Source organism: Shewanella salipaludis, from assembly GCF_012911865.1.
Taxonomy (GTDB): Bacteria; Pseudomonadota; Gammaproteobacteria; order Enterobacterales; family Shewanellaceae; genus Shewanella; species Shewanella salipaludis.
In genome coordinates, this window is sequence record NZ_JAAXYH010000004.1 from 79,575 (window position 1) to 105,716 (window position 26,142).

Sequence of the window (26,142 nt, forward strand, 5' to 3'; positions counted from 1 at the left end):
ACGCCTAGAGCAGGTATACGAAAATAAACAGGCATAACCAGACCACGTCGACGAAATGCCAATACCAGCTGCCAGCCTGGAAGGCGAAGCTCTTCTCCGGGCTGAAATGCCCCTTGAGCACCCGGAAAAACAGCACAGTCAGGAAGAGGGTGCCCAGGGTCACGTGCATGCCATGAAAGCCGGTCAACAGGAAGAAGGTGTTGCCATAGACACCGGATGTCAGCGTCAGTCCCATCTCGTGATAGGCATGCAGATACTCTTTGACCTGCAAGCTCAGGAAGCCGATGCCGAACACTATGGTTAACCCGAGCCAGAGGGTCAGCGCCGTGCGCTTATTCTTGTCCAGGTTGACGTGGGCCAGGTGCAGGGTCACAGAGGAGGTCAGGAGTATGATGGTGTTGATCAGCGGCAAGCCCCCCCAGCCCATGGCCTGGGTCTGGGTGCCATCCGGGGTGGTCAGCAGTGGCCAGACGGCCTGGAAGCCGGGCCAGAGCACTTCGTGGGTCATGGCGTTGTTGGACGCCCCCCCGAGCCAGGGCACGGAGATCATGCGGGCGTAGAACAGGGCGCCGAAGAAGGCGCCGAAGAACATGATTTCCGAGAAGATGAACCAGCTCATGCCTTGCCTGAAGGATCTGTCCATCTGGCTCGAATAGAGTCCGGCCATGGATTCGGAAATCACAGTCCTGAACCAACCGCAGACCATGAAGATGATCACCGCGATCCCTGCCAAGAGGATATAAGCGCCGCTGCTGGCTTCGGTACGCAGTTGCTGGACATAGCTCCCCGCGCCGAAGGCGATGAGGAATAAGCCCAGGGCACCTATGATGGGCCAGGCGCTTTGGTTGGGGACATAATAAGGTTCGTGCTTAGTCGTCATTTTGCTGCTCCTTGCTCCAGGGCGTCACTCGCTTGCTTGTCTGTGATGTCATAGAGGGTATAAGAGAGGGTCAATGTATGTATGGACTCGGGTAAATCCGGGTCCACATAGAAAATCAGGGGTAACTCTGCGTCGGCTTTCGCCGCCAGCGGCTGTTGATTGAAACAGAAACATTCCGTCTTGTGGAAATAGGCGGCCCCTTGTCCAGGGGAGACCGAAGGCACCGCCTGGCCGACGATACGCCTGTCGGCGTGATTGCTGGCCAGGAATGCGGTGCGGATGAGTTCCCCAGGATGCACCTTGAGGCGCTTGAGCTTGGGCGCGAACGCCCAGGGCATGCCTGTCTGTACCTGGGCGATAAACTCCACAGTGACTGTTCTGTCTGTATCTATGGTCATGGCCTGATAGCTGCTGGCCGTGTTCTGCGTCTTGCCGTTGATCCCCAGCTTGTCGCATAACACGTTATAGAGGGGCACCAGGGCGAAGCCGAAGCCAAACATGCCGACACTGCCTATGACCAACAGGACGATGAGTTTGTGATGTGACTTGGCCTGGCTCACCATCTATTTGATCTCGGGCGGTGTGCTGAAGGAGTGATAGGGCGCCGGGCTCGGCAGGGTCCACTCCAGTCCATCGGCACCTTCCCAGGGCTTGGCCGGCGCCTTCTCACCGCCGCGAATGCACTTGAGCACCACGGCCAGGAAGATCAGCTGGGATAGGCCGAAGGCGAAGCCACCTATGGAGACTATCTGGTTCACATCGGCAAACTGGATGGCGTAGTCGGGAATACGCCTCGGCATACCGGCCAAGCCCAGGAAATGCATGGGGAAGAAGAGCACGTTGACCGAAATCACCGAACACCAGAAATGTATCCTGCCCAGGCGCTCGTCATACATGTGTCCCGTCCACTTGGGCAGCCAGTAGTAGGCCGCGGCCATGATGGAGAAGATGGCCCCGGTCACCAGCACATAATGGAAATGGGCCACCACGAAGTAGGTGTCGTGGTACTGGAAGTCAGCCGGTGTGATGGCCAGCATCAGCCCGGAGAAGCCGCCTATGGTGAAGAGTATGATGAAGGCCACGGCAAACAGCATGGGGGTCTCGAAGGAGATGGATCCCCGCCACATGGTGGTCACCCAGTTGAAGATCTTCACCCCGGTCGGCACGGCGATCAACATGGTGCAATACATGAAGAAGAGTTCGGCAAACACGGGCATGCCAGTGGTAAACATGTGATGGGCCCATACCAGGAAGGAGAGGATCGCGATACTGGCGGTGGCGTATACCATGGAAGAGTAACCGAAGAGCTTCTTGCGGCTGAAGGTGGGCACTATCGCCGAGATGATGCCGAAGGAGGGCAAGATCATGATGTAGACTTCCGGGTGTCCGAAGAACCAGAAGATGTGCTGGAACATCACGGGATCGCCGCCGCCGGCCGCCTCGAAGAAGCTGGTGCCGAAGTACTTGTCTGTCAGCACCATGGTCACGGCACCGGCGAGCACAGGCATCACGGCGATCAACAGGAAGGCGGTGATGAGCCAGGTCCAGACGAACAGCGGCAGCTTCATCCAGTTCATCCCTGGGGCGCGCAGGTTGACTATGGTGACTATCACGTTGATCGCCCCCATGATCGAACTTATGCCCATGATGTGGATGGAGAAGACAAACAGCGCCGTGCTGTCCGGGCTGAAGCTGGTCGACAGCGGGGCGTAGAAGGTCCAGCCGAAGTTGGGACCACCGCCTTCCATGAACAGCGAGCTGAGCAAGATGGTGAAGGCGAACGGCAAGATCCAGAAGCTCCAGTTATTCATCCTGGGCAGGGCCATGTCGGGCGCGCCTATCATCATGGGGATCAGCCAGTTGGCCAGGCCGGTGAAGGCCGGCATCACGGCACCGAACACCATGACCAGGCCATGGACTGTGGTCATCTGATTGAAGAAGTTGGGCTCAACCAGCTGCAATCCAGGCTGAAACAATTCGGCGCGGATCACCATGGCCATGGTGCCGCCGGTGAGGAACATGATGAAGCTGAACCACAGGTAGAGGGTGCCTATGTCCTTGTGGTTGGTGGTCAACAACCAACGCCAGATACCCTTGGGGGCCTGGTGGTGATGATGGTCTTCCTCATGCAGCTGAGTCTGATCGGCAGGCTCGGCGACAGAGTTGAGTTCTCGGGTCAAAGTATTCATGCCTTTCCCTTACTTTCCGTGGTTATCGACATCGGCCGCTTGTACCGTATCGCCGGTATTGTTATCCCAGGCATTACGCTCGAAGGTGACAACGGCGGCGAGTTCCTGGGCCGTCAATTGCTTGCCGAAGGCCTGCATGGCCGTGCCGGGTCTGCCATTGATGACAGCTTCCAGGTGATCGGCTATGGGGCCGGTGGCAACGGCGCTGCCCTTGAGTGGGGGGAATATGCCGGGCAGTCCCATGCCATTGGGCTGGTGACAGGCGGCACAGTGGCTCATATAGACCTGTTCCCCCTGGGCCATGAGTGCCTCCAGGCTCAGGCTTTGTGACAATGCCGCCTCGGCTTCGACCGCTGCCGCACCGGCCGCGGCCTGCTGTGAACTGACCCAGGTATCGAACTCGGCCGCCGACACGGCCTGGACCACTATCGGCATGAAGCCATGTCCCTTGCCGCATAGCTCGGCGCATTGGCCACGGTAAATGCCTTCCTGGTCGATCCGCGCCCAGGTTTCGTTGATGAACCCTGGGTTGGCGTCTTTCTTGATGGCGAAGGCCGGCAGCCACCAGGAGTGGATCACATCGTCTGAGGTCATCAGGAAACGTATTTTCCTGTGGGTCGGCAGCACCAGGGGTTTATCCACTTCGAGCAGATAGTTTTCCCCTTTGGTTTCCTCGCCCTCTATCTGGGACATGGGGGTGGCCAGGTTGCTGTAGAAGTCGATGTCCTGATCGAAGTAGCTGTAATGCCACTTCCATTGGGAACCCGTGATCTTGACCGTGAGTTCGGCGTCATGGGTGTCTTCCATGGCGACCAGTGTCTTGGTCGCGGGAATGGCCATGAGAATTAAGATGATGAAAGGCAGTACGGTCCAGGCTATCTCGACCTTGGTGCTTTCGTGGAAGTTGGCGGCAACTGCGCCCTTGGATTTCCTGTGGTTTATCATGGCATAAATCATTACACCGAAGACGACCACGCCGATGGCACAGCAGATATACAGAATGGTCATGTGCAAGTCATACACCTTGCCACTGATTTCTGTCACCCCCTGAGTCATGTTCAGGGGCATTTCTGCCGCAGCTAGATGAGGTGCGAATACCAGCACCAAGGCACAATACAACCATTGCTTCACAAGACTTCTCCTCTGCCAATTGCGAAACGCAACTACAAAGAAGAGTCACACAGTAAGTCTCAGCTCTATGTAAACTCTTCGGTTCCCAAAAAAGCGTTGATGACTTCAAAGTGCGTTGGCGGTTTTTACTCTTGGTCTAAGTATCGTTACTGCCGGTATTAACCACGCTTGCACCTACGACTGAATATATCAATTCCTTCGGCCATGACTCAATCGTCTGGCTATGCCTAGCATAGAGCCAGGTGATAACGCTTGAATGCACGTTACCTTGTCCTACATTACTTGCTGTTCAGTTATTGATCAAGCTCGCTCTGCTTTCTAATTGACTGAAAAAATTGCTGAAAAAAAAGCCTCATGGCGTGCGATGAGGCTTTGGAGATAGGCTGGCCCAAGATGGCATCAATGTATGGGGCCGAATAACTGGTGTTGCTGGAAAGCTTCGTGATTGTCAAACAAGGCTTCTCCCTGTAAGTGAACATTTACCTCTTCGAGGACTATGCCCATGGCTCTGGCGCTCTTGGCGACCAGTTGCAGGCGGCGAATATCTCTGGCATCAAGGGACTGGGTCCAGGAGATCACGGCGCTGGAGGTGCCGCTGGTGAGGGCTCTTTCCATCGCCCACAGCACTTCCACTTCATCCTTGGCATGCACCAGCAATACCCTGTCCATGCGCACCCCGGCCTTGGCCAGCAATTGCTTGTAGCCTATGGCATTGGGTGGGCTAATCAGCACTATCCAGCGGCCCTGCTGACTCAGTTGTGCCAGTTGGGCACTGAGCTGTTGCAGCTCGGCGCGCCCCTGGGTCTGGGTCGGCATGGTGGTGATGTCTCTCTGTTGGCTGTCCTGTACATGGCTGTCGAGATCCAACCACAGTCCAGGGTGGCGCGGCGCATTGCCCAGCAAATGTTTCATAGCCAGTCTCCGTTACGTATTACGCCGACGGCGAGACCTTCTATGGTCAGGCTCTGGCAACTGAGATCCACCTTGATGGGGGAGTAGTCATCGTTTTCCGCATGTAAATAAACCAGATTGCCTTTCTTCTCGAAGCGTTTTACCGTCACATCGTCTTCGACCCTGGCGACTATCACCTGGCCGTTGCGGGCCTGCTGCATCTTATGCACTGCGAGCAGATCGCCCTCGAGTATGCCGATATTCTTCATGCTGTCGCCCCGGACCCTGAGCAGGAAGTCGGCGGCGGGATGAAACATGGCGGGATCGACCTGGTAATACTGTTCCACATGTTCCTGGGCCAGAATCGGCTCACCGGCGGCGACTTGGCCTATCAGCGGCAAGCCGGCTTCCCGAGGCTCTTCTTCATGGGGCAGGCGGATACCGCGGGAAGTGCCCGGCATGATTTCGATACAGCCCTTCTTCGCCAGGGCCTTGAGATGTTCCTCGGCGGCATTGGCGCTCTTGAATCCCAGACGGGTGGCAATCTCGGCCCGGGTAGGCGGCATGCCTGTATCGGCGATGTTGCGTTTGATCAGCTCTAGAATTTCGGCTTGGCGTGGCGTCAAGGGTCTCATGGTCATTCCTGTTTTTCTATACAGTTACTGTTAGTATATACAGTATTATTTGCAGTGCAAGTATTAACCATTTTTTATGGGCTTAGCCGACTATTAGTGAATACTGGCCAGAGTCTGGTATTCTATCTGTCCGTTTGACGTGACTCATATTGCAAAAGAAGAATGCCAAAACAAGACTCTCTGTGGTTTAAATCCTTGCGTTGGATCCAGAAACAGCTGGTGCACACTATCGTGGTGCCACAGGATCCCTTCGCCGATCTCAATCTGGACCCGGGCAGACCGCTCGTCTATGTGATGAAGACTGAATCCGTCAGCGACATAGCTGCCCTGAGCGACGTCACCGCCAAGCTGGGACTGCCTAGCCCCTATGAAGAGTTGGTGCTCGCCGATGGCCGGGTTCCCAGGGTGGTATGCCTGCAGGGGGGCAAGCCGATGTTTGGCCAGCGCCGCAATCATGAGGGTTTTCTCGAGAGTTTCAGGCTCCTGTTGGCCGCCCATAAACAGGATGCGACGCTGGACATCCAGCTGGTGCCTGTGAGCCTCTATTGGGGGCGGACCCCGGGCAAGGAAGATGACAGCATGCGCGCGGCGGTGCTGGAGCGGGAAAATCCCACCTGGCTGCGTAAATGCCTGATGATCCTCTTCCTCGGACGCCATAACTTCGTGCAATTTTCCAGTGCCGTATCCCTGAGGTATATGACGGACGAACACGGCACAGACATGGGCATAGCCCATAAGCTGGCGCGGGTCGCCAGGGTGCACTTCAGCCGCCAACGCAAGGTGATGACGGGGCCACAGCTGCCCAATCGCCAGGCGTTGTTTCACGCCTTGCTGAAATCCGAGTCGCTGAAGAAGGCGATTCAGGAAGAGGCGGCCAACAAGAAGATCTCCGAGACCAAGGCCCGTGAGACTGCGATAGCCTACCTGGACGAGATCGCCGCCAACTATTCGGATAGCCTGGTGCGTATCGCCGAGCGTTTCCTCACCTGGCTGTGGAATAAGTTATACAGTGGCATCAATATCAAGGGCGCCGAGCAGGTACGCCAGCTGCACCACGACGGCCACGAGATAGTCTATGTGCCTTGCCATCGCAGCCACATGGATTACCTGTTGCTGTCCTATATCCTCTATTACCAGGGCATGGTGCCGCCGCACATAGCTGCGGGGATCAACCTCAATTTCTGGCCCGCAGGCCCCATGTTCCGCCGTGGCGGAGCCTTCTTCATCCGCCGCAGCTTCAACGGCAACAAGCTCTATACCGCAGTATTCCGCGAATATCTGGATCAGCTGTTTGCCAAGGGCTATTCGGTGGAGTACTTCACCGAAGGGGGACGCTCGCGTACCGGCCGCCTCTTGGCCCCCAAGACGGGCATGCTGGCGATGACGATGAACAGTGTGCTGCGCGGCATAGAGAGGCCTGTGACTCTGGTGCCAGTGTACCTGGGTTATGACCATGTGATGGAAGTCGCCACCTATCACAAGGAACTGAGCGGCAAGAAGAAGCAGAAAGAATCCGTCTGGCAGGTGTTCGGTGCCATACGCAAGCTGGGCAACTTCGGCCAGGGTTATGTCAACTTCGGCGCCCCCATCACCCTCCAGTCCTTCCTCAACGAGATGGCGCCGGATTGGCGCAGCGAGTTGGCAGAAGATCCCGAGCAGAAGCCCAGCTGGTTGACGCCGGCGGTCAATACCCTGGCCAACAGGGTGATGACCCATATCAATGGCGCGGCGGCGGCCAGTTCGGTGACCCTGACCAGCCTGGTGCTGTTGGCGTCCGAACAGAATGCCCTGGAGCGCACCCAGCTGGAACGTCAGCTGGATCTCTATCTGAACCTGTTGAAACAGGTGCCATACACCAGCTATACCTCGGTGGCCGAAGGCGATGGCAGGTCCCTGGTGCAACAGGGGTTGGAGCTGAATAAATTTACCCTGGAGACGGACTCGCTCGGTGACATCATCTCCATCGCCGAGGCCGATGCCGTCTCCATGACCTATTACCGCAACAATGTGATCCATCTGCTGATCCTGCCGTCGTTGATCGCCAGCTGCATGCTGCATTACGAGACCTGCTGCCGCCGGCAGATCCACGCCATAGTGGCGGATTTCTATCCGCTGATGAAGGCCGAGCTGTTCATGGGCATAGAAGATATCGACGCCTATGTGGAGCGGGTGCTGGATCTGTTTGTCGCCGAACAGTTGGTGACGGAAGAGGCGCATTTCAGCGTCAACGGGCCACACGCAGGTAAACTGGAACTGCTGGCCGGCACCGTCAGTGAGACACTGCAACGCTATGCCATCATCTTCAATTCCCTGGCGGCCAAACCCGATATGGAACGCTCAGAGCTCGAATCCGGGAGTCACCTGCTGGCACAGCGCCTGGGTGCCTTGCATGGCATCACGGCCCCTGAGTTTTACGACAAGAAGCTCTATGGCACCCTGAGTGTCAAGCTCAAGGACCTGGGTTACCTCGCCGACAAGGGCCACAGGGCGGATATAGAACGTATCAGGGATCACGCCAACAGCCTGTTGCGTGCCTCGGTCAGGCAGACCATAGTCGACAGCGTCATGGCGGAACATAACTGATGGCAAATTTCATGGATGTCGCCAGGCATAAGCCCCATGGTAAATCGCTGCTCGGCGGCGCCATGATCATCGCCGGCACCACGGTCGGTGCCGGCATGTTTTCCCTGCCCGTGGTGGGTGCCGGCATGTGGTTCGGTTACTCGATACTCATGTTGCTGGGGGTCTGGTTCTGCATGCTGATGTCGGGCCTCTTGTTGCTCGAAACCAACCTGCACTTCGAACCGGGCGCCAGCTTCGATACCCTGACCAGGGTCACCCTGGGCCAGTTCTGGCGCATAGTGAATGGGGTGTCGATCGCCTTCGTGCTCTACATACTCACCTATGCCTATATCAGTGGTGGCAGCTCGATAGTGAACCATAGCCTGCAGGGGATAGGCATCAGCCTGCCCCAGAGCGCCGCCGGCTTGATTTTTGCGTTGCTGCTGGCATCCGTGGTGCTGATCAGCACCAGGGCGGTCGACAGGATAACCACCGTCATGCTGGGGGGGATGATCATCACCTTCTTCCTGGCGATCGGCAATCTGCTGCTCGAGATAGACACGAGCAAGTTGTTTATTCCCGACGGCCAGGTCAGTTATGCGCCCTACCTGTGGGCGGCGCTGCCCTTCGGTCTGGCGAGCTTCGGCTATCATGGCAATGTGCCCAGTCTGGTGAAATATTATGGCAAGGAGCCGGCGACCATCATCAAGGCGCTGTGCATAGGCACTTTCATCGCCCTGGTCATCTACCTCTGCTGGCTGGTGGCGACCATGGGCAATATCAGTCGCGTCCAGTTCGGCGACGTCATAGCCCAGGGCGGCAACATGGGGGTGCTGGTCGCCGCCTTGTCGGAGGTGATCAGCAGCCATTGGCTCAACAATATGCTGACCCTGTTCGCCAATCTGGCGGTCGCCTCGTCCTTCCTCGGGGTCACCCTGGGGTTGTTCGATTATCTGGCGGATCTGTTTGGCTTCGATGACTCGAGCCAGGGCCGGCTCAAGACCGCGGCCGTGACCTTCCTGCCCCCGACCGTGCTTGGCCTGCTATTCCCCGACGGCTTCCTGATAGCCATAGGCTTCGCGGCACTGGCGGCGACCATCTGGGCCGTGATAGTGCCGGCGTTGATGGCCTATAAGGCGCGGCGACTCTTCCCCGAGAGCGGCGGCTTCAGGGTGGCGGGCGGCACGCCGCTGATCTTGCTGGTGATGCTCTTCGGTCTGGTGACGGCCGCCTGTCATCTGCTGGCCATGGCAGACATCTTGCCCGTCTTCGGCTAAGCGCCGGGTGTCACAGTTTAAACCGCCCCCTGAGGCGGTTTTTTTGTTTATGTACATGGACATAAAGCATTATCGGGGCTTTACTGAATGATTGTTGTGTCATGTGTAAAGGATGAAGCAGATGAAAATCACCCATTATCTTCAGGGGCAGCCCTGTTGGGCAGAACTCGCCTGTCACGATTTAGCCGCGGCGCAAGACTTCTATTGCCGCTTATTCGGTTGGGAAACGGCGGACATGCCGTCAACCAGGGGGGACTTCTGTCTCTTCAACCTGGAGGGCGACGATCTGGGCGCCATGTATCAGTTGCCGGAAGCCATGGCGGCCTTGCCCACCCACTGGAACCTGTATTTCGCCGTCGATGACCTGGAGGCCTGTATCGCCAGGGTCAGCGCCGCAGGCGGCAGCTTGAAGATGGGGCCTCATACCGTGGCCGAAGCCGGCACCATGGCGCAGTTCAGCGATCCCGAAGGGGCCGTCTTTGCCGTATGGCAGGCACACCACCACATAGGTGCCAAGCGCATGGGCGAGCATGGCACCCTCTGCTGGGTGGAGTTGGCCAGCCGTGATCCCGCCGGGGCCAAGGACTTCTATGCTCGGGTATTCGGCTGGCATACCAGGGTAGCTGCCATGGCCGACTTCGATTATACCGAGTGGCTGGTGGGCGAGCAGGCTGTCGGCGGCATGATGGAGATGACGGAGCGCTGGGGCCAGGTGCCCCCCCATTGGATGCTGTATTTCACCGTGGACGACTGTGATGCCATGCTGGCCAAGATCGCCGAGTTGGGCGGCAGTGTCTGTGTGCCGGCGACAGATATCCCTGAGGTAGGGCGGTTCGCCGTGGTGAGCGATCCCCAGGGAGGCATGTTTTCCATCATAGCCCTGCTGGCGGCCTGAGACCCGACGGCCAAAAAAAAAGCCCTGCGACCGGGTCGCAGGGCTCTGTTGATTTTTGCCTGTTTACGCCAGTCTTCTCTTATAGATCAACAGATAAATGGCGGGCAACACGAACAACGAGAGTATCGGCGCCGTCACCATGCCGCCGACCATGGGGGCGGCTATCTTCTGCATCACATCGTTGCCGGCACCGCTGCCCCACATGATGGGCAACAGACCGAAGAAGATGGTGGCCACTGTCATGGCCTTGGGACGGATCCGCATCACGGCGCCTTCCATCAGGGCCGCCTTGAGATCGTCGACATTCTGGTATTGTCCCTGGGCCTGCCTATGCTTGATGGCGTTATCCAGATACACCAGCATCACTACCCCAAACTCGGCCGCGACCCCGGCCAGGGCTATCATGCCCACGGCGACCGCCACCGACAGGTTGAAGTCCAGCAGGTACAGCAGCCAAGTGCTGCCGACCAGGGCGAAGGGCAGGCTCAGCATGATGATGCTGGCCTGCAGGCTCGAGCCGAATGTCAGCATCAAGAGGATGAAGATCACCCCCAGCGCCATGGGGATGACCCGCTTGAGCTTGGCGTCGACCCTCTGCATGTATTCGTACTGGCCGGCGAAGCTGTAACTGTAGCGTGGCGGCACCCTGAGCTCGGCGGTCAAGGCCTGTTTGGCCTTGTCTATATATTCGCCTATGGAGGTGTCCTGGATATCCACGAATACCCAGGAGATCAGCCGGCCATTCTCACTCTTGAGCATGGGGGCTCCGTCGCTGATCTCTATCTCGGCCAAGTTGCCCAGGGGCAGGTAGTGGCCCGTCTTGGTGATCACCGGCAGGTCGCGCAGCTTCTCTATGTTGTCCCTCAGCTCCCTGGGATAGCGCAGGTTGATGGGGTAGCGCTCGGCCCCCTGCACAGATTCGCCTATCTCCATGCCGCCTATGGCATAGCGGACTATGTCCTGGATATCCGTCAGCGTCATGCCATAGCGGGCGGCCACATCCAGCTTGGGGTTGATGTCCAGGTAGCGGCCACCGCCGACCCGTTCGGCATAGGCCGACTTGGTGTTGGGCAGGCGACTGAGGATGGCTTCTATCTGGGTGCCTATGGTCTGCAACTCCTGGATATCGGCCCCGGTGATCTTGACGCCGACCGGTGTCTTGATCCCGGTCGAGAGCATGTCGATGCGGGTCTTTATGGGTTGTACCCAGGCGTTGGTCAGGCCGGGCACTTTGACCGTCTGTTGCAGCTCGGCGATGATGTCTTCCAGCGTCATGCCCGCTCGCCACTCGGCATGGGGCTTGAGCATTATGGTGGTTTCCAGCATGGTCAGGGGCGCGGGATCCGTGGCCGTCTCGGCGCGTCCCACCTTGCCGAACACCCGCGCGACCTCGGGCACCGTCTTGATTAGCCTGTCCGTCTGCTGCAGTACTTCGGCGGCCTTGCTGGCGCTGATCCCTGGCAGGGCCGTGGGCATGTAGAGCAGGTCACCCTCCTCCAGCGCCGGCATGAACTCGCTGCCCACCTTGCCGATCGGATAGGCGGCGCTGGCGAGTGCCAGCAGCGCCAGCACCAGGGTCAGCTTGGGAAACCTCAACACCCAAGCCAGCAGTGGCCGATAGAGGCCGATCAGCACCCGGCTGATGGGGTTGCTGCGCTCGGATGGGATCTTGCCGCGGATGAAGTAGCCCATGAGGATGGGCACCAGGGTGATGGAGAGCAGTGCCGCCGCCGCCATGGTGAAGGTCTTGGTATAGGCCAATGGGCTGAATAAGCGGCCTTCCTGGGCCTCGAGGCTGAACACGGGCATGAAGCTTAGGGTGATGATCAGCAGGGAGAAAAACAACGCCGGCCCCACCTCGGTCGATGCCTTGGTGACCAGGTGCCAGTGCTCGGCCGTCGTAGGTTGGCGCCCCTGGCTGGTGTTGAAGTGTTCCAGGTGCTTATGCAGGTTTTCGACCATGACGATGGCGCCGTCGACCACGGCCCCTATGGCGATGGCGATGCCGCCCAGGCTCATGATGTTGGCGTTGACCCCCAGCCTGTTCATCACTATGAAGGCGATCAGTATCGACAGCGGCAGGGTGATCACCGCCACCAGGGTAGAGCGGGCGTGCAGCAGGAATAACAGGCATACCAGGCCGACGACCAGCATCTCCTCTATGACCTTGTGGACCAGGTTGTCGACGGACTCGAGGATCAGCCGGGATCTGTCGTAGGTGGGGATGATCTCGACCCCCTGGGGCAGGCCGGCCTTGAGCTCCTCGAGCTTGGCCTTGACCGCATCTATGGTGGCCAGGGCGTTTTCGCCGTAGCGCATCACTATGATGCCGCCGACCACTTCGCCTTCACCGTCGAGTTCGGCTATGCCGCGGCGCGAGGCCGGGCCCTTGCGCACTGTGGCGACATCTTTGAGCAGCAGAGGCGTGCCCGAGGGACTGGTGACACCCAGGGGGATCTCGCGAAAGTCCGCCAGGGTCTGGCGATAGCCCTTGGCCCGCACCATGTATTCGGCTTCGGCCATTTCCACCACAGAGCCGCCCGCCTCGGCGTTGGCTTTGGTGATGGCCTGCCTGATGCCGGCTATGTCCAGCTTATAGATGGCCATCTTGTCCGGCTCTATGACTATCTGATAGGTCTGTTCCATGCCGCCGACGGTGGCGACTTCCGAGACCCCGGCGACGCTCTGCAGTTCCAGTTTCAGATACCAATCCTGCAGGCTCTTGAGCTGTGACGGGTCCAGGTTGCCGGAGCGATCCACCAAGGCATATTCGAACACCCAACCTACCCCTGAGGCATCGGGCCCGAGTGAGGGTTGTACCTCGGGCGGCAGGCGGCCGCTGACCTGGTTCAGGTATTCGAGCACCCGTGAGCGTGCCCAGTAGATGTCAGTGCCATCCTCGAAAATCACATAAACATAGGAGTCGCCGAAGAAGGAATACCCCCGCACCGTCTTGGCGCCGGGTACCGCCAGCATGGCGGTCGACAGTGGATAGGTGACCTGTTCCTCGACCAGTTTTGGGGCCTGGCCCGGGTACTGGGTCTTGATGATGACCTGCACGTCCGACAGATCCGGCAAGGCATCCAGAGGGGTCCGGCGCAGCTCGCCTATGCCCCATAGGCTGAGCATCACTGTGACTATCAGCAGCATCAGCCGCTGTTTGATGGAGGCTTCGATAATATGTTTTAACATGCCCTGCTCCTAGTGCTGGTGGCCGCTGCTCAAGCGCATCAGACTGCCCTTGAGACTGGCCTCAGAGTCCAGCAGGAACTGGCCGGAGATCACTACCCGCTCTCCCGCCACCAGCCCCGAGACGATTTCCGCCTTTCCCTGACTCAGCATGCCGACTGTGACGCTTCTGGCGACGAAACTCGTGTCATCCTGTTTGACTATCACCCGGTTTTCCTTGCCTGTCTGGATCAGGGCTTCCTGGGGGATCACCAGCACATCCTGACTGGCGCCGCCGAAGAGGGAAACCTTGGCCAGGGTCTTGGGCCTGAGTGCCGTGTCGCCATTATCCAGTATCACCCTGACCCTCAGGCTGCGGGTGACGGGATCCAATTCCGGGTAGATGTAATCTATCTTGCCGCGGATCCCCTTGATGTCCATGGCGGGCACGGAGACCAGCGCATCCTGGCCTATCTTCAGCCAGCTCTGCTCATTCTCAAACACGTCGGCAATCACCCATACCTTGGACAAGTCCACCACGGACATGACCTCTGTCTGGGGCTGTATGTACATGCCGTCGCGGATGTTGAGCGCCTTGACCACACCATCCTGCTTGGCATAGAAGGGCACCCGGAACTGGGCCTTGCCCGAACGCGCCAGCGCCACTATCTGGGCTTCATTCATGCCCAGCAATTCCAGCCTCAGGCTGGCCTTGCGCACCAGGTCCCAGTAGCGGTCACCGCTGCCCGAGGTATTCATGGTATCCAGCGCCAGCAGGTAGTCGTCCTGGGCATTGATCAGATCCGGCGAGTAGATCTCGTACAACAACTGGCCCTTGCTTATGTGATCCCCGACCGAGGTGATCGCCAGCTTCTCTATCCAGCCGGTGACCCTGGCATGCAGGTGATTGATCTGACTCTCGTCATAGTCTATCTGGCCAACGGTTTGCACGAATTTCGACAGGGTGTCTGTCGCGACTGTGGCGACCTTGAGTGCCAATGCCTGCTGCATGTCGCCGGATACCTGAATGTTGATCTCCTGGCCCTTGTCGCCGATTTCCACCTTTTCCAGCGTCATGCCACAGATGGGGCAGTTGCCAGGGGTGTCGCTGATGATATGGGCGTGCATGGGGCAGACGTACTTGATGCCTGTTTCCTGCACCAGGGAAGCGGGTTTGGCGCTGCCGAACATCTGCGCCGCCGGGGTTATCGTCGCCTGTCCCTGGTCATGCCCAGTCATGGCCGCCGGCTCGGTTTCGGTCAGGACTTCCTCCTCCTCTTCTTCCTCGGCTGCTTCCCTGGAGGCCGGGGGGACGGCGACCAGGGACATGTTGCAGATGGGGCAATTGCCCGGGCTGTCGCTGGTCTGCTGCGGGTGCATGGGGCAGGCATAGATCTGCCCTGGGTGGGCATGTCCCGCCTCCTGTGCCTGGTGTGCGTCATGCTGCTGGGCAGAGGCCGCCATGGCCAGCGGAGCCAGCGACAGGAGTCCCAGGGTGAGACCTAGGTTCAATAAGTTTTTCATAAATACACTTCCGTTGTTGACCCGAAATAGGAGTCATGAAACATGAGCCTGGCGGCGTGCAAGTGTTTGCCTTGGTGCCGGCGCGTGAGAAATTCTGGGACAGTGTTAGGCTATGGGCGGCCTGAAGGCTTGGGTCTGGGGGATGGAGTGAAAGTGCGCCAAAGGCGTGGGGATGGCGGGTGTCGAGGTGGCGCAGCTATGCCAGTATTGGCCGGGCAACAGGCTGGCAGTGACGGTGAAACTGAGGCAATGACTGCAGTCATGTTGACAGCCGCTGTCGCAGGCATCTTGGTGGCCGCGGCTCGTTTGCGCCTGCATCGCCTCATCCCGACAGCAATCCGCGGCGACCTGGCTATCAGGATCGCAGTCCATGGCTTGGGTCTGACTCATGGCCGTCATTGCCGGCATGCTCATGGCTGTGGCAGGGCTCATGTTCATCCTGTCGGGCGTCAGTGCAAAGGCAGACGCCATCAAGCCCTGCCCGAGCATGGCGAGCAGAGTGATTAAGATTAAGATACTGCGGGTGGGCCCTGGGTTGCGGCCTAATAAGCGCGTCATGATGATCCTAAATGCGAGACCCGTTAAGTCTAGCACGAGAAAAAAGCATTGACGACACCCTGTTAGCCCAAGGCCCGTGGCATAGAGCACAGGCACGGCTTGCTAAGCGCCGTGATATTGATAGAGGCGATAGCTGACCTGGCCGGCCTGCTTATCCTTGATGAGTTGCCAGTCGCCGCTCAGGACCAGCTGGCCCAGCTCCGACTCTGTCTCCACATAGACCAGGGCCCCCTCATTGAGCCAGCCATGCTCGCTCAACAGCGCCATGCAGTCCGGCGCCAGTCCCTTGCGAAACGGCGGATCTATGAAGACGATATCGAAGCCTGCGGCCGTGCCCTGGCGCAGCAGTGTCAGGGTATCGCCATGGACTACCTCGGCGGTGTCGCACTTGAGGGTGACCAGATTGGCCTTCAGTTGCATGGCGGCGCCGCGTTGCAGCTCGAAGACCTTGGCATAGGCGGCATAACGCGACAAGGCTTCGAAACAGAGGGCGCCGCTGCCACCGAAGCAGTCCAGCACTCTGGCACCGGGCAACTCTGCGGCCAGCCAGTTGAACAGGGTTTCCCTGACCCTGTCTGTGGTTGGCCGCAAACCTTCGAGATCTTGGATGGGTAAACGCCGTGAGCGCCATTGCCCGCCTATGATCCTGACCTGACCGCCAGCGGGTCTATTCTTGGTCATCTTGCCCCCGTGATTTTGCCTGAAGAAAGAAAGTGGTAGACTATGCCACCTTAATGAAGGTCGCTATTTTAACTCAAACTGCAGCCAAAGGGTGAGGACATAAGTTCTCTGCCTCAATTGTCCTTGGCGAGCGTAATTCTGCCGGCAATCTGGTATAAGAAGTGCGGCCCTATATAAATTCGATTCAGTAAGTTGAGCATTGGTATCCCACATGGCAAAGAAAGGTTTTTTTTCCTGGTTCCGCAAAGACAAGTCCCCTGAGAAGACACAGGCGGAAACAGAGGTGCTGATCCAGGAGCAGGATGAGCCCGCACCGGCGGCGCCATCCCAAGAGCAGCACACCGCCGAGCCGGCCGTGACAGATACTCAGGCACAAGCGCAAGCCGCAGCCATTCAGGCAGAGCAAGCACAAGCGGCGGCGGCCGAGGCAGAACTGCAGGCCAGACTGCTCGCCGAACGACAGGCGGCCGAGGCCGCGGCTGCGGCTCAACTCGAGTCCGAGAATCAGGCCAGGTTGGTCATAGAAGCCGAGAAGCGGGCGGAAGCAGAACAGCTGGCGCGCCTCGCGGCGCAGCAAGAGGCCCAGGCCGCCGCCGAAGAGCGGGCCAGGTTGGCTGCACAGGCTGCAGAGCAAGAGGCGGCCCGGGCGGAAGCCGAGTTGCAGGCGCGTCTCGCGGCACAACAAGCAGCCGAGGCCGCAGCCGAAGAGCGGGCCAGATTGGCCGCACAGGCCGCAGAGCAAGAGGCGGCCCGGGCGGAAGCCGAGCTGCAGGCGCGTCTCGCGGCGCAGCAAGCAACCGAGGCCGCAGCCGAACAGCGGGCCAGCTTGGCCGCACAGGCCGCAGAACAGGAGGCGGCCCAAGCGGCCGAGCCAGAGACCCAGGAAGCGCTGCAACCCGAGCCCCAGGCGAAACCCGCCAGGGAAGGCTTATTCGCCCGTCTGCGCCGCGGCCTGCGCCGCACCAGTGAAAATATCGGCAGCGGCTTCATGGGGCTGTTTCGCGGCAAGAAGATAGACGATGAGCTGTTCGAGGAGCTGGAAGAGCAGCTGCTGATCGCCGATGTCGGGGTCGAAACCACCACCCGGCTGATCAACAGCCTGACGGAGCAGGCCTCACGCAAGCAGTTGCAAGACGCCGAGGCCCTGTATGAGCTGCTGCGCGATGAGATGCAGAAGACCCTGGAGCCGGTGGCGATTCCACTGGTACCGGAAAATGCCGATGGCCCCTTCGTGATCCTCATGGTGGGGGTCAATGGCGTGGGCAAGACCACCACCATAGGCAAGCTGGCGAAACAGTATCAGAGCCAGGGCAAGTCTGTGCTGCTGGCCGCCGGGGATACCTTCCGTGCCGCCGCCGTCGAGCAACTGCAGGTCTGGGGGCAGCGTAACGATATCTCCGTCATCGCCCAACACACGGGCGCCGACAGCGCCTCAGTGCTGTTCGATGCCCTGCAGGCCGCCAAGGCCCGCAAGATAGACGTGTTGATCGCCGACACCGCAGGCCGTTTGCAGAATAAGAGCCACCTGATGGAAGAACTCAAGAAGGTGGTGCGGGTGATGAAGAAGTTGGACCCAAATACGCCACACGAAGTCATGCTGACCCTGGACGCCAGCACGGGCCAGAATGCCATCAGCCAGGCGCAACTCTTCCAGGAAGCCGTGGGGGTGACGGGCATCACGGTCAGCAAGCTCGATGGCACCGCCAAGGGTGGGGTGATCTTCGCCATCGCCGATAAATTTGGCATCCCCATTCGCTACATAGGTGTGGGGGAGCAGATAGACGATCTGCGTACCTTCGACGCCGGCGATTTTATCGAGGCCCTGTTCAGTCAGGAGAAGAGCGACAGCTAGCCCAGGGGCCCAGGCTTATAATGGGCGACTGCTTTGGACTCAGGTTAACAAAACGGATACCCAGCTATGATCCAGTTTGAACAGGTCAGCAAGATCTACCCGGGCGGGCAAAAGGCCCTGACCGAGGTGAACTTCCATCTGAAACAGGGGGAGATGGCCTTCCTCACAGGTCATTCGGGGGCGGGCAAGAGTACCCTGCTCAAGTTGATCACAGTCATAGAGCGCGCCAGTGCCGGTCGGGTGGTGATCAACGGCCATGATATCGCCAAGATCAAGGCTGCCCACGTGCCTTATCTGAGGCGCAACATAGGGATGATCTTCCAGAATCATCACCTGCTGATGGACAAGAGCGTGTTCGACAACGTGGCTCTGCCACTGGTCATAGAAGGTTTTTCCCACGGTGAGATCCGCAAGCGGGTCGCGGGGGCGCTGGACATGGTGGGCCTCTATGGCAAGGAGCGCCACAGCCCTGTGATGTTGTCCGGCGGTGAGCAGCAGCGGGTGGGCATCGCCAGGGCGATAGTGAACAAGCCGCCGCTGTTGCTGGCCGACGAACCCACGGGCAACCTGGATCCCAAGCTGTCCATGGATATCCTGCGGCTATTCGAGACCTTCAACGATGCCGGCACCAGCGTGCTGATCGCCACCCATGATCTCGGGCTTATCGCCAGGATGAAGTACCGCACCCTGACCCTGAAACAGGGGCGTATGTTGGGGGCCCAGGAACTCGACTCGGTCCATGCCGCTTTGGGCGGGGAATAGTCATGAGCAGAAGAGCCAAGTTAACCCACAGCAAGTTGCCCATATCCGGGCGTATCCTGATGTTTTTTATCCGTCATCTGCAACAGGCCATGGCCAGCATGGGAGAGCTGTGGCGCACTCCCGTCTCCTCCCTCATGACCATGGCGGTGCTCGGGGTGAGCCTGAGTCTGCCGGCGGCCTTGCAGGTGTTGGTCAAGAATGCCGAGACAGTGACCCAGTCCTGGAACAGTGCCGCGGAAATTTCCCTGTTTGTCGAAGACAATCGCAGCGAGCAGTCGATCCAGAGCCTGCTCGCCCGCCTCAGGGGCAATGCCCGGATAGCCGAGGTCAAGTACATCAGCCGGGCCGAGGCGCTTGAAGAGTTTCAGCACCTGTCCGGCTTCGGTGAGGCCTTGTCCTATCTGGACACCAACCCCTTGCCCTCGGTGGTGGTGGTGACCCCGAGTGGCAAATATTCGACCCCGGCGAGGGCCAGGGAATTGCTGGCCCAGCTGGAGCGCGAGCCCGAGGTGAGCTTTGGCCGTTTGGATATCGAATGGCTGGAGCGCCTGCAGGCCATGGTGCGCCTGTTGGAGCGTACCGTGTTGGCCATAGCTGCCCTCCTGGTGCTGGCGGTGGTGCTGGTGATAGGCAACACCATTCGCCTGGCGATAATGAACCGCAGGACAGAGATAGAAGTGATGAAATTGGTGGGCGCCACCGAGGCCTTCATCCAAAGGCCCTTCCTCTATACCGGCATCTGGTATGGGGTGATAGGCGGGGTGCTGGCCTGGAGCATAATCAATCTCCTGGTCTGGTACCTGGACTCTGCCCTGGGCGAGTTGCTTGGGCTCTATGGCAGCCAGTTGTCCATGCAGTCACTGAGTTTCGCTGAGCTGTTGCAGTTGGTGCTGCTGGCGTCTTTTCTCGGCTGGTTAGGCTCTTACCTGTCGGTACGCCAGCATCTGCGGGCCATAGAACCCGCTTGAGCCGGCCCGCCGGAACCGGGGTCACCTTAGATGAACATTTATTTATTTGAATTGTCTACCTTAAGGTGGGCAGAATAGGTCAGGACCCACCCGGGTCGCCGGGTGAGGTTGACATACTCTGTCAGATAGTCGATAGTTCTTGGGCTTATTCAGCAGCCTTAATCTGGATAAGTTCCTTAAGTGGTAAAGAGTAGGAGAGCGCATGACCTTTCAAACGCAATCAATGGCACTGACGGTTCCCCGCGGAAGCAGCAGTCTAGAGGCTTATATTCATTCGGTAACCAGCATCAACATGCTGGGGGCAGAGGAAGAATATGAGCTGGCGAAGCGTTTGCAGGAAACCGGCGATCTGCAGGCGGCGAAGCAGCTCATCATGTCGCACCTGAGATTCGTGGTGCATGTCGCCAAGGGGTATCTCGGCTATGGCTTGCCGCAGGCGGACCTGATCCAGGAAGGCAACATAGGCCTGATGAAGGCGGTCAAACGTTTCGATCCCGATGTGGGCGTGCGTCTGGTGTCATTCGCAGTGCATTGGATCAAGGCAGAAATTCATGAATATGTGCTGAAGAACTGGCGCATAGTCAAAGTGGCGACCACCAAGGCGCAACGTAAATTATTCTTCAACATCCGCAAGGCCAAGACACGTCTGGGTTGGTTCAGCGATGAAGAAGTCACCATGGTGGCGGAAAATCTAGGGGTGTCCAAGGCGGATGTGACCGAGATGGAGTCGCGCATGGCGGCCCAGGATCCGGCCTTCGATCTGACCAACGACCAGGATGACGAGCATGACTTCGCGCCTGTGCATTATCTGGAAGATCACTCCTCGGATCTGGCCACCCAAGTAGAACAGGACAACTGGGAGAGCAATTCCCAAGCGCGTCTCCTGTCTGCCATCAAGACCCTGGATGAGCGCAGCCAGCACATATTGCAGGCCCGCTGGTTGGATGAAGACAACAAGACCACACTGCAGGAACTGGCGGCGACCTACCAGGTATCGGCCGAACGCATTCGTCAGCTGGAAAAGAATGCCATGAATAAGCTCAAGGCCTGCATGGAAATCTAGCCTGTCTCACCTTTCCTGAAATAAAACCTGCCGCGGCAGGTTTTTTTAGGCCCGTTATCCCCGATAAGACTCAGCTGCCTGGCGGCTTAGCCTTGAGCACGGTGGCGATTACCCGCTTGCGGGCGAGCTTCAGGCTGCCCTGGTCGGCCAGCTCGGGCCAGGGATAGTAGCGGCGCGGGCGCTTGAAGCCGGCAATCCTTGGCTGCAGAAACCCCTGCAGCTCGGCCGGATCCGGCAGCTCACCGCGAATGATGGCACTGGGCAGCAGGCCAAATTCGGCATCGGCTTCGCCGAAGACTATGGCCTCCTCTATGGCCGGATGTAGCCTGAGGGCATTTTCTATTTCTTCCGGTTGGATATTCTCGCCGCCACAGATGAACTGATTATCGACCCTGCCCAGCAGCCGCAGGCGGCCGGCGCCATCGACGAGACCCCTGTCTCCGCTGCAGAACCAGCCTTGGTCGTCGAGCTCCTTACACACTTTCCCCGCCTGCAGATAACCCAGGAAGAGGGTTTCCCCCCTGACCCAGATGACCCCATCGACCAGTTTGAGTTGCCTGTATGGCAGCAGGCTGCCGCTGTTGCCGTCGGCCCGTGCCTGTCCTGTGGTGATCTGCGAGCTCATTTCCGTCATGCCATAACTGCAGAAGGCCGGCAGCCGGCTCCGCGCCAGGGCGTCCAGCAGCGCCTGTGTCATGGGGCCGCCGCCCAGCAGCAGTGCCTTGAGTGAGCTCTGACCCGGGTCGAATCCCACCCCGTCGGCGTCGCCCAGGAGCAGGCGCCAGAGCTGGGTCGGCACCAGGGACAGATGGCTTATGGCGTCGCGGCGGATCTGCCCGGCGAGCGACAGCCGGGGATCCGGCAGGGCGATACAGGCGCCGGCGAGGGCGCAGCGGTTGAGTATGGCCAGGCCGCCGATATGGAACAGCGGCAGTGAAAGCAGCCAGCTATCTCCGGGCGCGAGCGGGATTAGGCTGCGGGCGCCGGCGGCGCTGGCAATATGGTTGTTCAGGCTATGCACCGCCGCCTTGGGCTTGCCGCTGGAACCCGAGGTGAAGATGATGTTTACCGCCTGGCCGGCGTCTATGACGGGCGGTGACAGCTTGCCCTGCGCCTCCGGCTCATCCTCGAGCCCGAGGCTCAGATCCGCAGCGCCCCGGGCCGCGGCCGGCTCATACCAGATAGCCGTCAGGGCAAACTCCCGGCGCATGGCCCGAATTTGCCCGGGTGGCAGCCTGGGGGAGAGGGGGCAAAAGAGAAAGCCGTTATCGACACAGGCCCAGTAGAGCAGTATGGCCTCCAGGCCGTTGCCCGAGACGCAGCCGAGGCGAGCGCCGGGCTCCAGACCCTGGCGCTTCAGCCTTTGCCCCAGTTGCAATACCCGCCGGCTCAGCTCGCGATAGCTCAGCGCCAAACCCTCTTGGTCATAGGCATTTGGAGAGGGGTTAAACCTCAGGGCTATGGCATTGGGGCGGCGCAGCGCCGTGGCATGCAGTGGCGAAATATTCACCATGGACCTGCCTCGGCGAGCAGTGTCAGCTGCTCCTGGCCCAGGCATTCGGCTTTGCCGGAGGAGACGAGCAAGTCCTGCGCGAAGGCGCCCAGGGTGTCTATTCCCGGCGCTTCATCCGGGGTGAGCCGGCTCGCCAGCGCCGCGATGGCGGCGATCCCCAGGCTGGTCTCCAGGCTGGAGCCCAGGATACAACGCAGCCCCATGGCATTGGCCCGGCCGATAAATTCCCTCAACAGCCCCAGCTCGCCGAACAACATGGGTTTGATGCATAAGGCGACAAGCCCAGGGTGGGGTGCCAGGCTGAAGCCGGCCTGGTGCAGGCTCTCATCCAGGGCGTAGCCGAGTCCCAGCGCCCGGTGGAAGGCGATGTTTTCCGCCAGGGTGCGGCACGGCTCCTCTATATACTCTATGGCCGACTTGGGCAGGCAAGCCCCGAAGGCGATGGCCTGCTCCAGATCCCATCCCTGGTTGGCATCCAGCCTGAGCTTGAACTCTGGCCTGATGGCGAGGACCTCATGCAGCAACTTAAGCTCGGTGGCGGCATGGGTCTGGGCCACCTTGAGCTTGACCCTGGTGATGCCGGCCGGCAGGGCGCGGATCCGCGCCGCCGCTTGGCGTGGGTCCTCGCCTGGGTTGAGGTAGATGAGGGGAATGGGCACGGCTGCCGTCGGCTGCGTCCGCGCGGGTCTATGGTCGCAAGCGCCGCTTAGCCTGGCATGCAGTAGGCTGAGGCCGTAGGCGGCGGAGGCCAGTTCACAGCCCTGGGCGGCCCGCCTCAGGCTGGCCAGAGGTTGCTGGAGCAGTGTCGGCAGCAGCAGGCGCAGGTATTGCGTGACCTCATGGAGTGACTCCGGGCTGAAGCCCGTCAGCGGCCGGCCCTGGGTATCGGCACCGGACAGGGGGGCTATTTCGACCCAGGCCCGCCTCACAGCCCCAGCGGCCGTCCGGCTGCTGGCCTGCAGCACCAGGCCCCGGCGCTCGGCAATCCTCTGCCTGGCCACGGCCAGCGGCGGCGTCAGGGGGATCCGATAGTGATACAGGCGCAGTGAGCTCAGCATGGGCTGTGCTCTCCCAGGGCGGCAAGCAAGCGTTGGCCGAACTCGGTCGCCGCCTGCAGATGCAGGTTATGGCCCGCATCTTCCAGGCAATGCCATTGCAGCCCTGGGCTCTGCCAGTCGGCGGCCAGGGCGGAAAACTTGCGGTCCAGGGCGCCGCTGAAGTAATGACATGGGCAGCCGAGTCCGGCCGGCACGGAGCTTAGATCTTGCTGCAGCGCCAGCGAGGTGGCCCTGTAGCAGTTCAGCAGTGACAGGGACGAATTGTGGCTGCGGCGGGCGACTAATGCCTCCCTGGCCTCGGGCGTCAGCTCGGCGAACGTGGGGGATGCATACCAGAGCCGCAGAAATTCGCGTATGGGTGCGTGCTCGAGGCGCTCGGCCCAGAGGCTATCGCTCTCGCGCCGCGCCGCCCGCTCCGCCGCGGTGGTCAGCCCTGGATGGCTGGACTCCAGGCTGAGGCTGAGCAAGCGGGTGGGAAATTCCTTGGCGAGCTGCAGCGCTATGCGGCCGCCGAGGGAGTAACCCAGCAGGTGAAATTGCCCTATGCCTCTGGCCTCCAGGCTCTGGATTATTTCGGCCGCACAGGCGGACAGGCCAGGGGTTGGCAGTTCGACGGCCCGGCTGTCGCCATGGCCTGGGAGATCTATGCAGAGGCAGTGAAAGTGCCGGCCGAGCAATGGCAGCATGGCCCGCCAGTCATGCCTGTCGCCGAGGAAACCATGCAGCAACACCAGCGGCGGCAAGTGCCCGGCACCGTGGCGCGTCATGGCCAGCATCAGCCTTGCCTGACCCACTGGTTGAGGGCGGTTATCTGCGCGCTCGCCTGGGTCTGGCCTATGCCGACCTCGATCACCGAGGCGCCCGGATAAGCCAGTGCATCCAGGTAGGCGGCCTCGAAGGCCTGCAGATCTTCGGCATGATTGTAGGCCAGGCCGAACATGGCGGCGGCATACCCGAAGTTCAGCCCATGCGCCATGCGGTAATAGTCGTGTCGCAGCGCTTCGTCCGGCACGGGCAGCAGGTTGAAGATGTTGCCGCCATCGTTGTTGAGCACCACTATGACCAAGGTGCTTTGCAGCTTGCCGGCCAGCGCCAGGGAGTTGAGGTCGTGCAGCTGGGACATATCCCCTATCAGCAGAGTGGTCGGCCTGGCCTGGTGGGCGGCGATGCCGCAGCAGGTCGCCAGCAGGCCGTCGATACCCGAAGCGCCGCGGTTGCTGAACACGGGCAGGGGCTCAGGGGTCACGGGGGCATACATGTCGTACAGGCGGATCGGCAGGCTGTTGCCTATGAACAACTGCCCCGCGGCCGAGGGGAAAGGGGTGGTTGCCACAATGCGGATGACCTGGGCCTCGCCGAACTCGCCCTCGTCTATGTGGCAAGCGAATAGGCCATGCAGGGCGTCGTTCATGGGGACCAGTGGCAGTGCCCAGTTGGCGGCACTGGAGCGTGGCCAGCTCAAGGTGGTGAACCGACAAATACTCGCCTGCCATAGCTGTTTGGCGCTGTGGTTGGGATCCAGCCTGTCGGTGTCCGGCAGCAGTTGCCAATAGCTATGCCAGTCCTGCTCGGCAAGGTAGGCCTGCAGGCGTTTGGAAATCAGGCGCCCGCCTACCAGCAGCAGCCTGTCGGCCTGTTGCAGCAGTGCCCTGGCCCTGGGCTGCAGCAGAAGTTGATCTATGTTGCCCAGCGCCGCCGAATGTTGACGCAGTTGGGACTGACCATCGACCAGCAGTGGCCAGCCGAGTTTCTGTGCCAGAGTGATCAGCTGCTGCGGCTGTGCGTCCGCCGTCAGGGCGCCGACCACTATCACCCCCTTGCCGTGGGCGAAACGCAGCAGGGCATCCGAGCTTGGCAGGCTGCTGATGCTCGCCTGGCTGTAGCGGGTGAAGGGATGGCCGTCCCTGTGCCAGCGCCGCAACTCCTTGCCGTAGGGTTCGAGTGCCTGGCCGAGATCCAGGCCAGCGTCATCGGGATACAGGGGCTCACGGTACATGCAGTTGATATGCACTGGGCCCGTCTGCTGGGCGAGCAGCGCATCCAGCGAACTGAGCAGGGCCCTTGGCCCCATACGATCGTCGGGCGGCGGCAGGTTCAGCTGTCTGGCATAGACGCCGAAGAGCCCTGGCTGGGGGATGGCCTGATTGGCACCGCAGTCGAGCAATTCCATTGGCCGGTCGGCGGAGAGTATGACGAGTGGCACCCGGGTCAGGCTGGCTTCGATCACCGCCGGCAGCAGGTTCGCCACCGCAGTGCCCGAGGTGGTGATGACGGCCACCGGGGTCTGGCTGGCCTTGGCCAGTCCCAGGGCCATGAAGCCCAGTCCCCGTTCGTCGAAGTGCAGGTGGCGGCTGAATTTGTCCTGCCCGGCGAGGGCCAGGGTCAGCGGGGTGGAGCGGGAGCCGGGTGCCAGGCAGACATGCCGTACCCCCAAGCGCGCCAGCTCTTCCAGTATGAGGCTGCCCCAGAGCAGGTTCAGCTGCGCCTCTGTGCCTGCCTGTCCGGTTTCTGTTGCGAGCGTGCCTGTCTGCATAG

20 protein-coding genes and 1 pseudogene are annotated in these 26,142 nt (G+C 60.1%); 7 read left to right on the forward strand and 14 right to left on the reverse strand.

Annotation, left to right across the window (positions count from 1 at the left end; translation table 11 throughout):
• Positions 1-4 precede the first annotated feature (4 nt).
• The 6 genes and pseudogenes from HC757_RS07595 to lexA form a co-directional block, all read right to left on the reverse strand.
• The gene (locus HC757_RS07595) at positions 5-880 is read right to left on the reverse strand and encodes a cytochrome c oxidase subunit 3 (protein ID WP_169563725.1); all 876 of its coding nucleotides are present in this window, start codon (positions 878-880) and stop codon (positions 5-7) included.
• Entirely contained in the window at positions 877-1,443 is a 567-nt protein-coding gene (locus HC757_RS07600; protein ID WP_169563726.1) for a cytochrome c oxidase assembly protein, read from the reverse strand. The genes HC757_RS07595 and HC757_RS07600 overlap by 4 nt, the downstream gene beginning before the upstream one ends.
• A complete protein-coding gene (gene ctaD / locus HC757_RS07605) occupies positions 1,444-3,069 on the reverse strand; it encodes a cytochrome c oxidase subunit I (protein WP_169563727.1) in 1,626 nt (541 codons plus the stop codon).
• Between the two features lie 18 nt (positions 3,070-3,087).
• A pseudogene (coxB, locus tag HC757_RS07610) lies at positions 3,088-4,200 on the reverse strand (cytochrome c oxidase subunit II); the annotation flags it as partial.
• Positions 4,201-4,599: 399 nt separating this feature from the next.
• Entirely contained in the window at positions 4,600-5,112 is a 513-nt protein-coding gene (locus HC757_RS07615; RefSeq protein ID WP_169563729.1) for a cell division inhibitor SulA, read from the reverse strand.
• A complete protein-coding gene (lexA, locus tag HC757_RS07620; protein WP_169563730.1) occupies positions 5,109-5,726 on the reverse strand; it encodes a transcriptional repressor LexA in 618 nt (205 codons plus the stop codon). The genes HC757_RS07615 and lexA overlap by 4 nt, the downstream gene beginning before the upstream one ends.
• Before the next feature lie 162 nt (positions 5,727-5,888).
• Between lexA and plsB the strand changes: the two genes are divergently transcribed.
• The 3 genes from plsB (at position 5,889) to HC757_RS07635 (ending at position 10,460) form a co-directional block, all read left to right on the forward strand.
• A complete protein-coding gene (gene plsB / locus HC757_RS07625) occupies positions 5,889-8,309 on the forward strand; it encodes a glycerol-3-phosphate 1-O-acyltransferase PlsB (protein ID WP_169563731.1) in 2,421 nt (806 codons plus the stop codon).
• The gene (gene mtr, locus HC757_RS07630; protein ID WP_169563732.1) at positions 8,309-9,565 is read left to right on the forward strand and encodes a tryptophan permease; all 1,257 of its coding nucleotides are present in this window, start codon (positions 8,309-8,311) and stop codon (positions 9,563-9,565) included. The genes plsB and mtr overlap by 1 nt, the downstream gene beginning before the upstream one ends.
• A 121-nt stretch (positions 9,566-9,686) precedes the next feature.
• Positions 9,687-10,460, forward strand: a complete 774-nt coding sequence (locus HC757_RS07635; RefSeq protein ID WP_169563733.1) for a VOC family protein — start codon at positions 9,687-9,689, stop codon at positions 10,458-10,460.
• Positions 10,461-10,523: 63 nt separating this feature from the next.
• Here the strand turns inward: HC757_RS07635 and HC757_RS07640 are convergent, their stop codons facing one another.
• From HC757_RS07640 to rsmD, 4 genes are all read right to left on the reverse strand, one after another.
• Positions 10,524-13,652: an efflux RND transporter permease subunit gene (locus HC757_RS07640; protein WP_169563734.1), complete on the reverse strand. Its 3,129-nt coding sequence runs from the start codon at positions 13,650-13,652 to the stop codon at positions 10,524-10,526.
• A 9-nt stretch (positions 13,653-13,661) separates the two neighbouring features.
• Positions 13,662-15,152, reverse strand: coding sequence for an efflux RND transporter periplasmic adaptor subunit (locus HC757_RS07645; protein WP_169563735.1), 1,491 nt, complete (start codon positions 15,150-15,152; stop codon positions 13,662-13,664).
• 105 nt (positions 15,153-15,257) lie between these two features.
• The gene (locus HC757_RS07650; protein ID WP_169563736.1) at positions 15,258-15,710 is read right to left on the reverse strand and encodes a hypothetical protein; all 453 of its coding nucleotides are present in this window, start codon (positions 15,708-15,710) and stop codon (positions 15,258-15,260) included.
• A gap of 102 nt (positions 15,711-15,812) precedes the next feature.
• Positions 15,813-16,391, reverse strand: a complete 579-nt coding sequence (rsmD, locus tag HC757_RS07655; protein ID WP_169563737.1) for a 16S rRNA (guanine(966)-N(2))-methyltransferase RsmD — start codon at positions 16,389-16,391, stop codon at positions 15,813-15,815.
• A 211-nt stretch (positions 16,392-16,602) separates the two neighbouring features.
• On the opposite strand from rsmD, the gene ftsY reads away from it, so the two are divergent.
• The 4 genes from ftsY (at position 16,603) to rpoH (ending at position 21,036) form a co-directional block, all read left to right on the forward strand.
• The gene (ftsY, locus tag HC757_RS07660) at positions 16,603-18,243 is read left to right on the forward strand and encodes a signal recognition particle-docking protein FtsY (RefSeq protein WP_169563738.1); all 1,641 of its coding nucleotides are present in this window, start codon (positions 16,603-16,605) and stop codon (positions 18,241-18,243) included.
• Between the two features lie 66 nt (positions 18,244-18,309).
• A complete protein-coding gene (gene ftsE / locus HC757_RS07665; protein WP_169563739.1) occupies positions 18,310-19,005 on the forward strand; it encodes a cell division ATP-binding protein FtsE in 696 nt (231 codons plus the stop codon).
• A 2-nt stretch (positions 19,006-19,007) separates the two neighbouring features.
• Positions 19,008-19,973 carry a permease-like cell division protein FtsX gene (gene ftsX, locus HC757_RS07670; protein WP_169563740.1) on the forward strand — a complete coding sequence of 322 codons (966 nt, stop codon included), beginning with the start codon at positions 19,008-19,010 and terminating at the stop codon, positions 19,971-19,973.
• Positions 19,974-20,175: 202 nt separating this feature from the next.
• Positions 20,176-21,036 carry an RNA polymerase sigma factor RpoH gene (gene rpoH, locus HC757_RS07675; RefSeq protein ID WP_169563741.1) on the forward strand — a complete coding sequence of 287 codons (861 nt, stop codon included), beginning with the start codon at positions 20,176-20,178 and terminating at the stop codon, positions 21,034-21,036.
• 70 nt (positions 21,037-21,106) lie between these two features.
• Here rpoH and HC757_RS07680 read toward each other — a convergent pair whose 3' ends face one another.
• From HC757_RS07680 to menD, 4 genes are read right to left on the reverse strand one after another with little or no spacing between them, the layout of a single operon-like run.
• Complete coding sequence (locus HC757_RS07680) at positions 21,107-22,549, reverse strand: AMP-binding protein (protein ID WP_169563742.1); 1,443 nt, start codon at positions 22,547-22,549, stop codon at positions 21,107-21,109.
• Positions 22,543-23,607, reverse strand: a complete 1,065-nt coding sequence (gene menC, locus HC757_RS07685; RefSeq protein ID WP_169563743.1) for an o-succinylbenzoate synthase — start codon at positions 23,605-23,607, stop codon at positions 22,543-22,545. Before menC ends, HC757_RS07680 begins: the two co-directional genes overlap by 7 nt.
• Positions 23,601-24,383, reverse strand: coding sequence for a 2-succinyl-6-hydroxy-2,4-cyclohexadiene-1-carboxylate synthase (gene menH / locus HC757_RS07690; RefSeq protein WP_169563744.1), 783 nt, complete (start codon positions 24,381-24,383; stop codon positions 23,601-23,603). The genes menC and menH overlap by 7 nt, the downstream gene beginning before the upstream one ends.
• Positions 24,383-26,140 (reverse strand): 2-succinyl-5-enolpyruvyl-6-hydroxy-3-cyclohexene-1-carboxylic-acid synthase, encoded by a 1,758-nt coding sequence (menD, locus tag HC757_RS07695; protein ID WP_169563745.1) that lies wholly within the window; start codon positions 26,138-26,140, stop codon positions 24,383-24,385. Before menD ends, menH begins: the two co-directional genes overlap by 1 nt.
• Positions 26,141-26,142 lie beyond the last annotated feature (2 nt).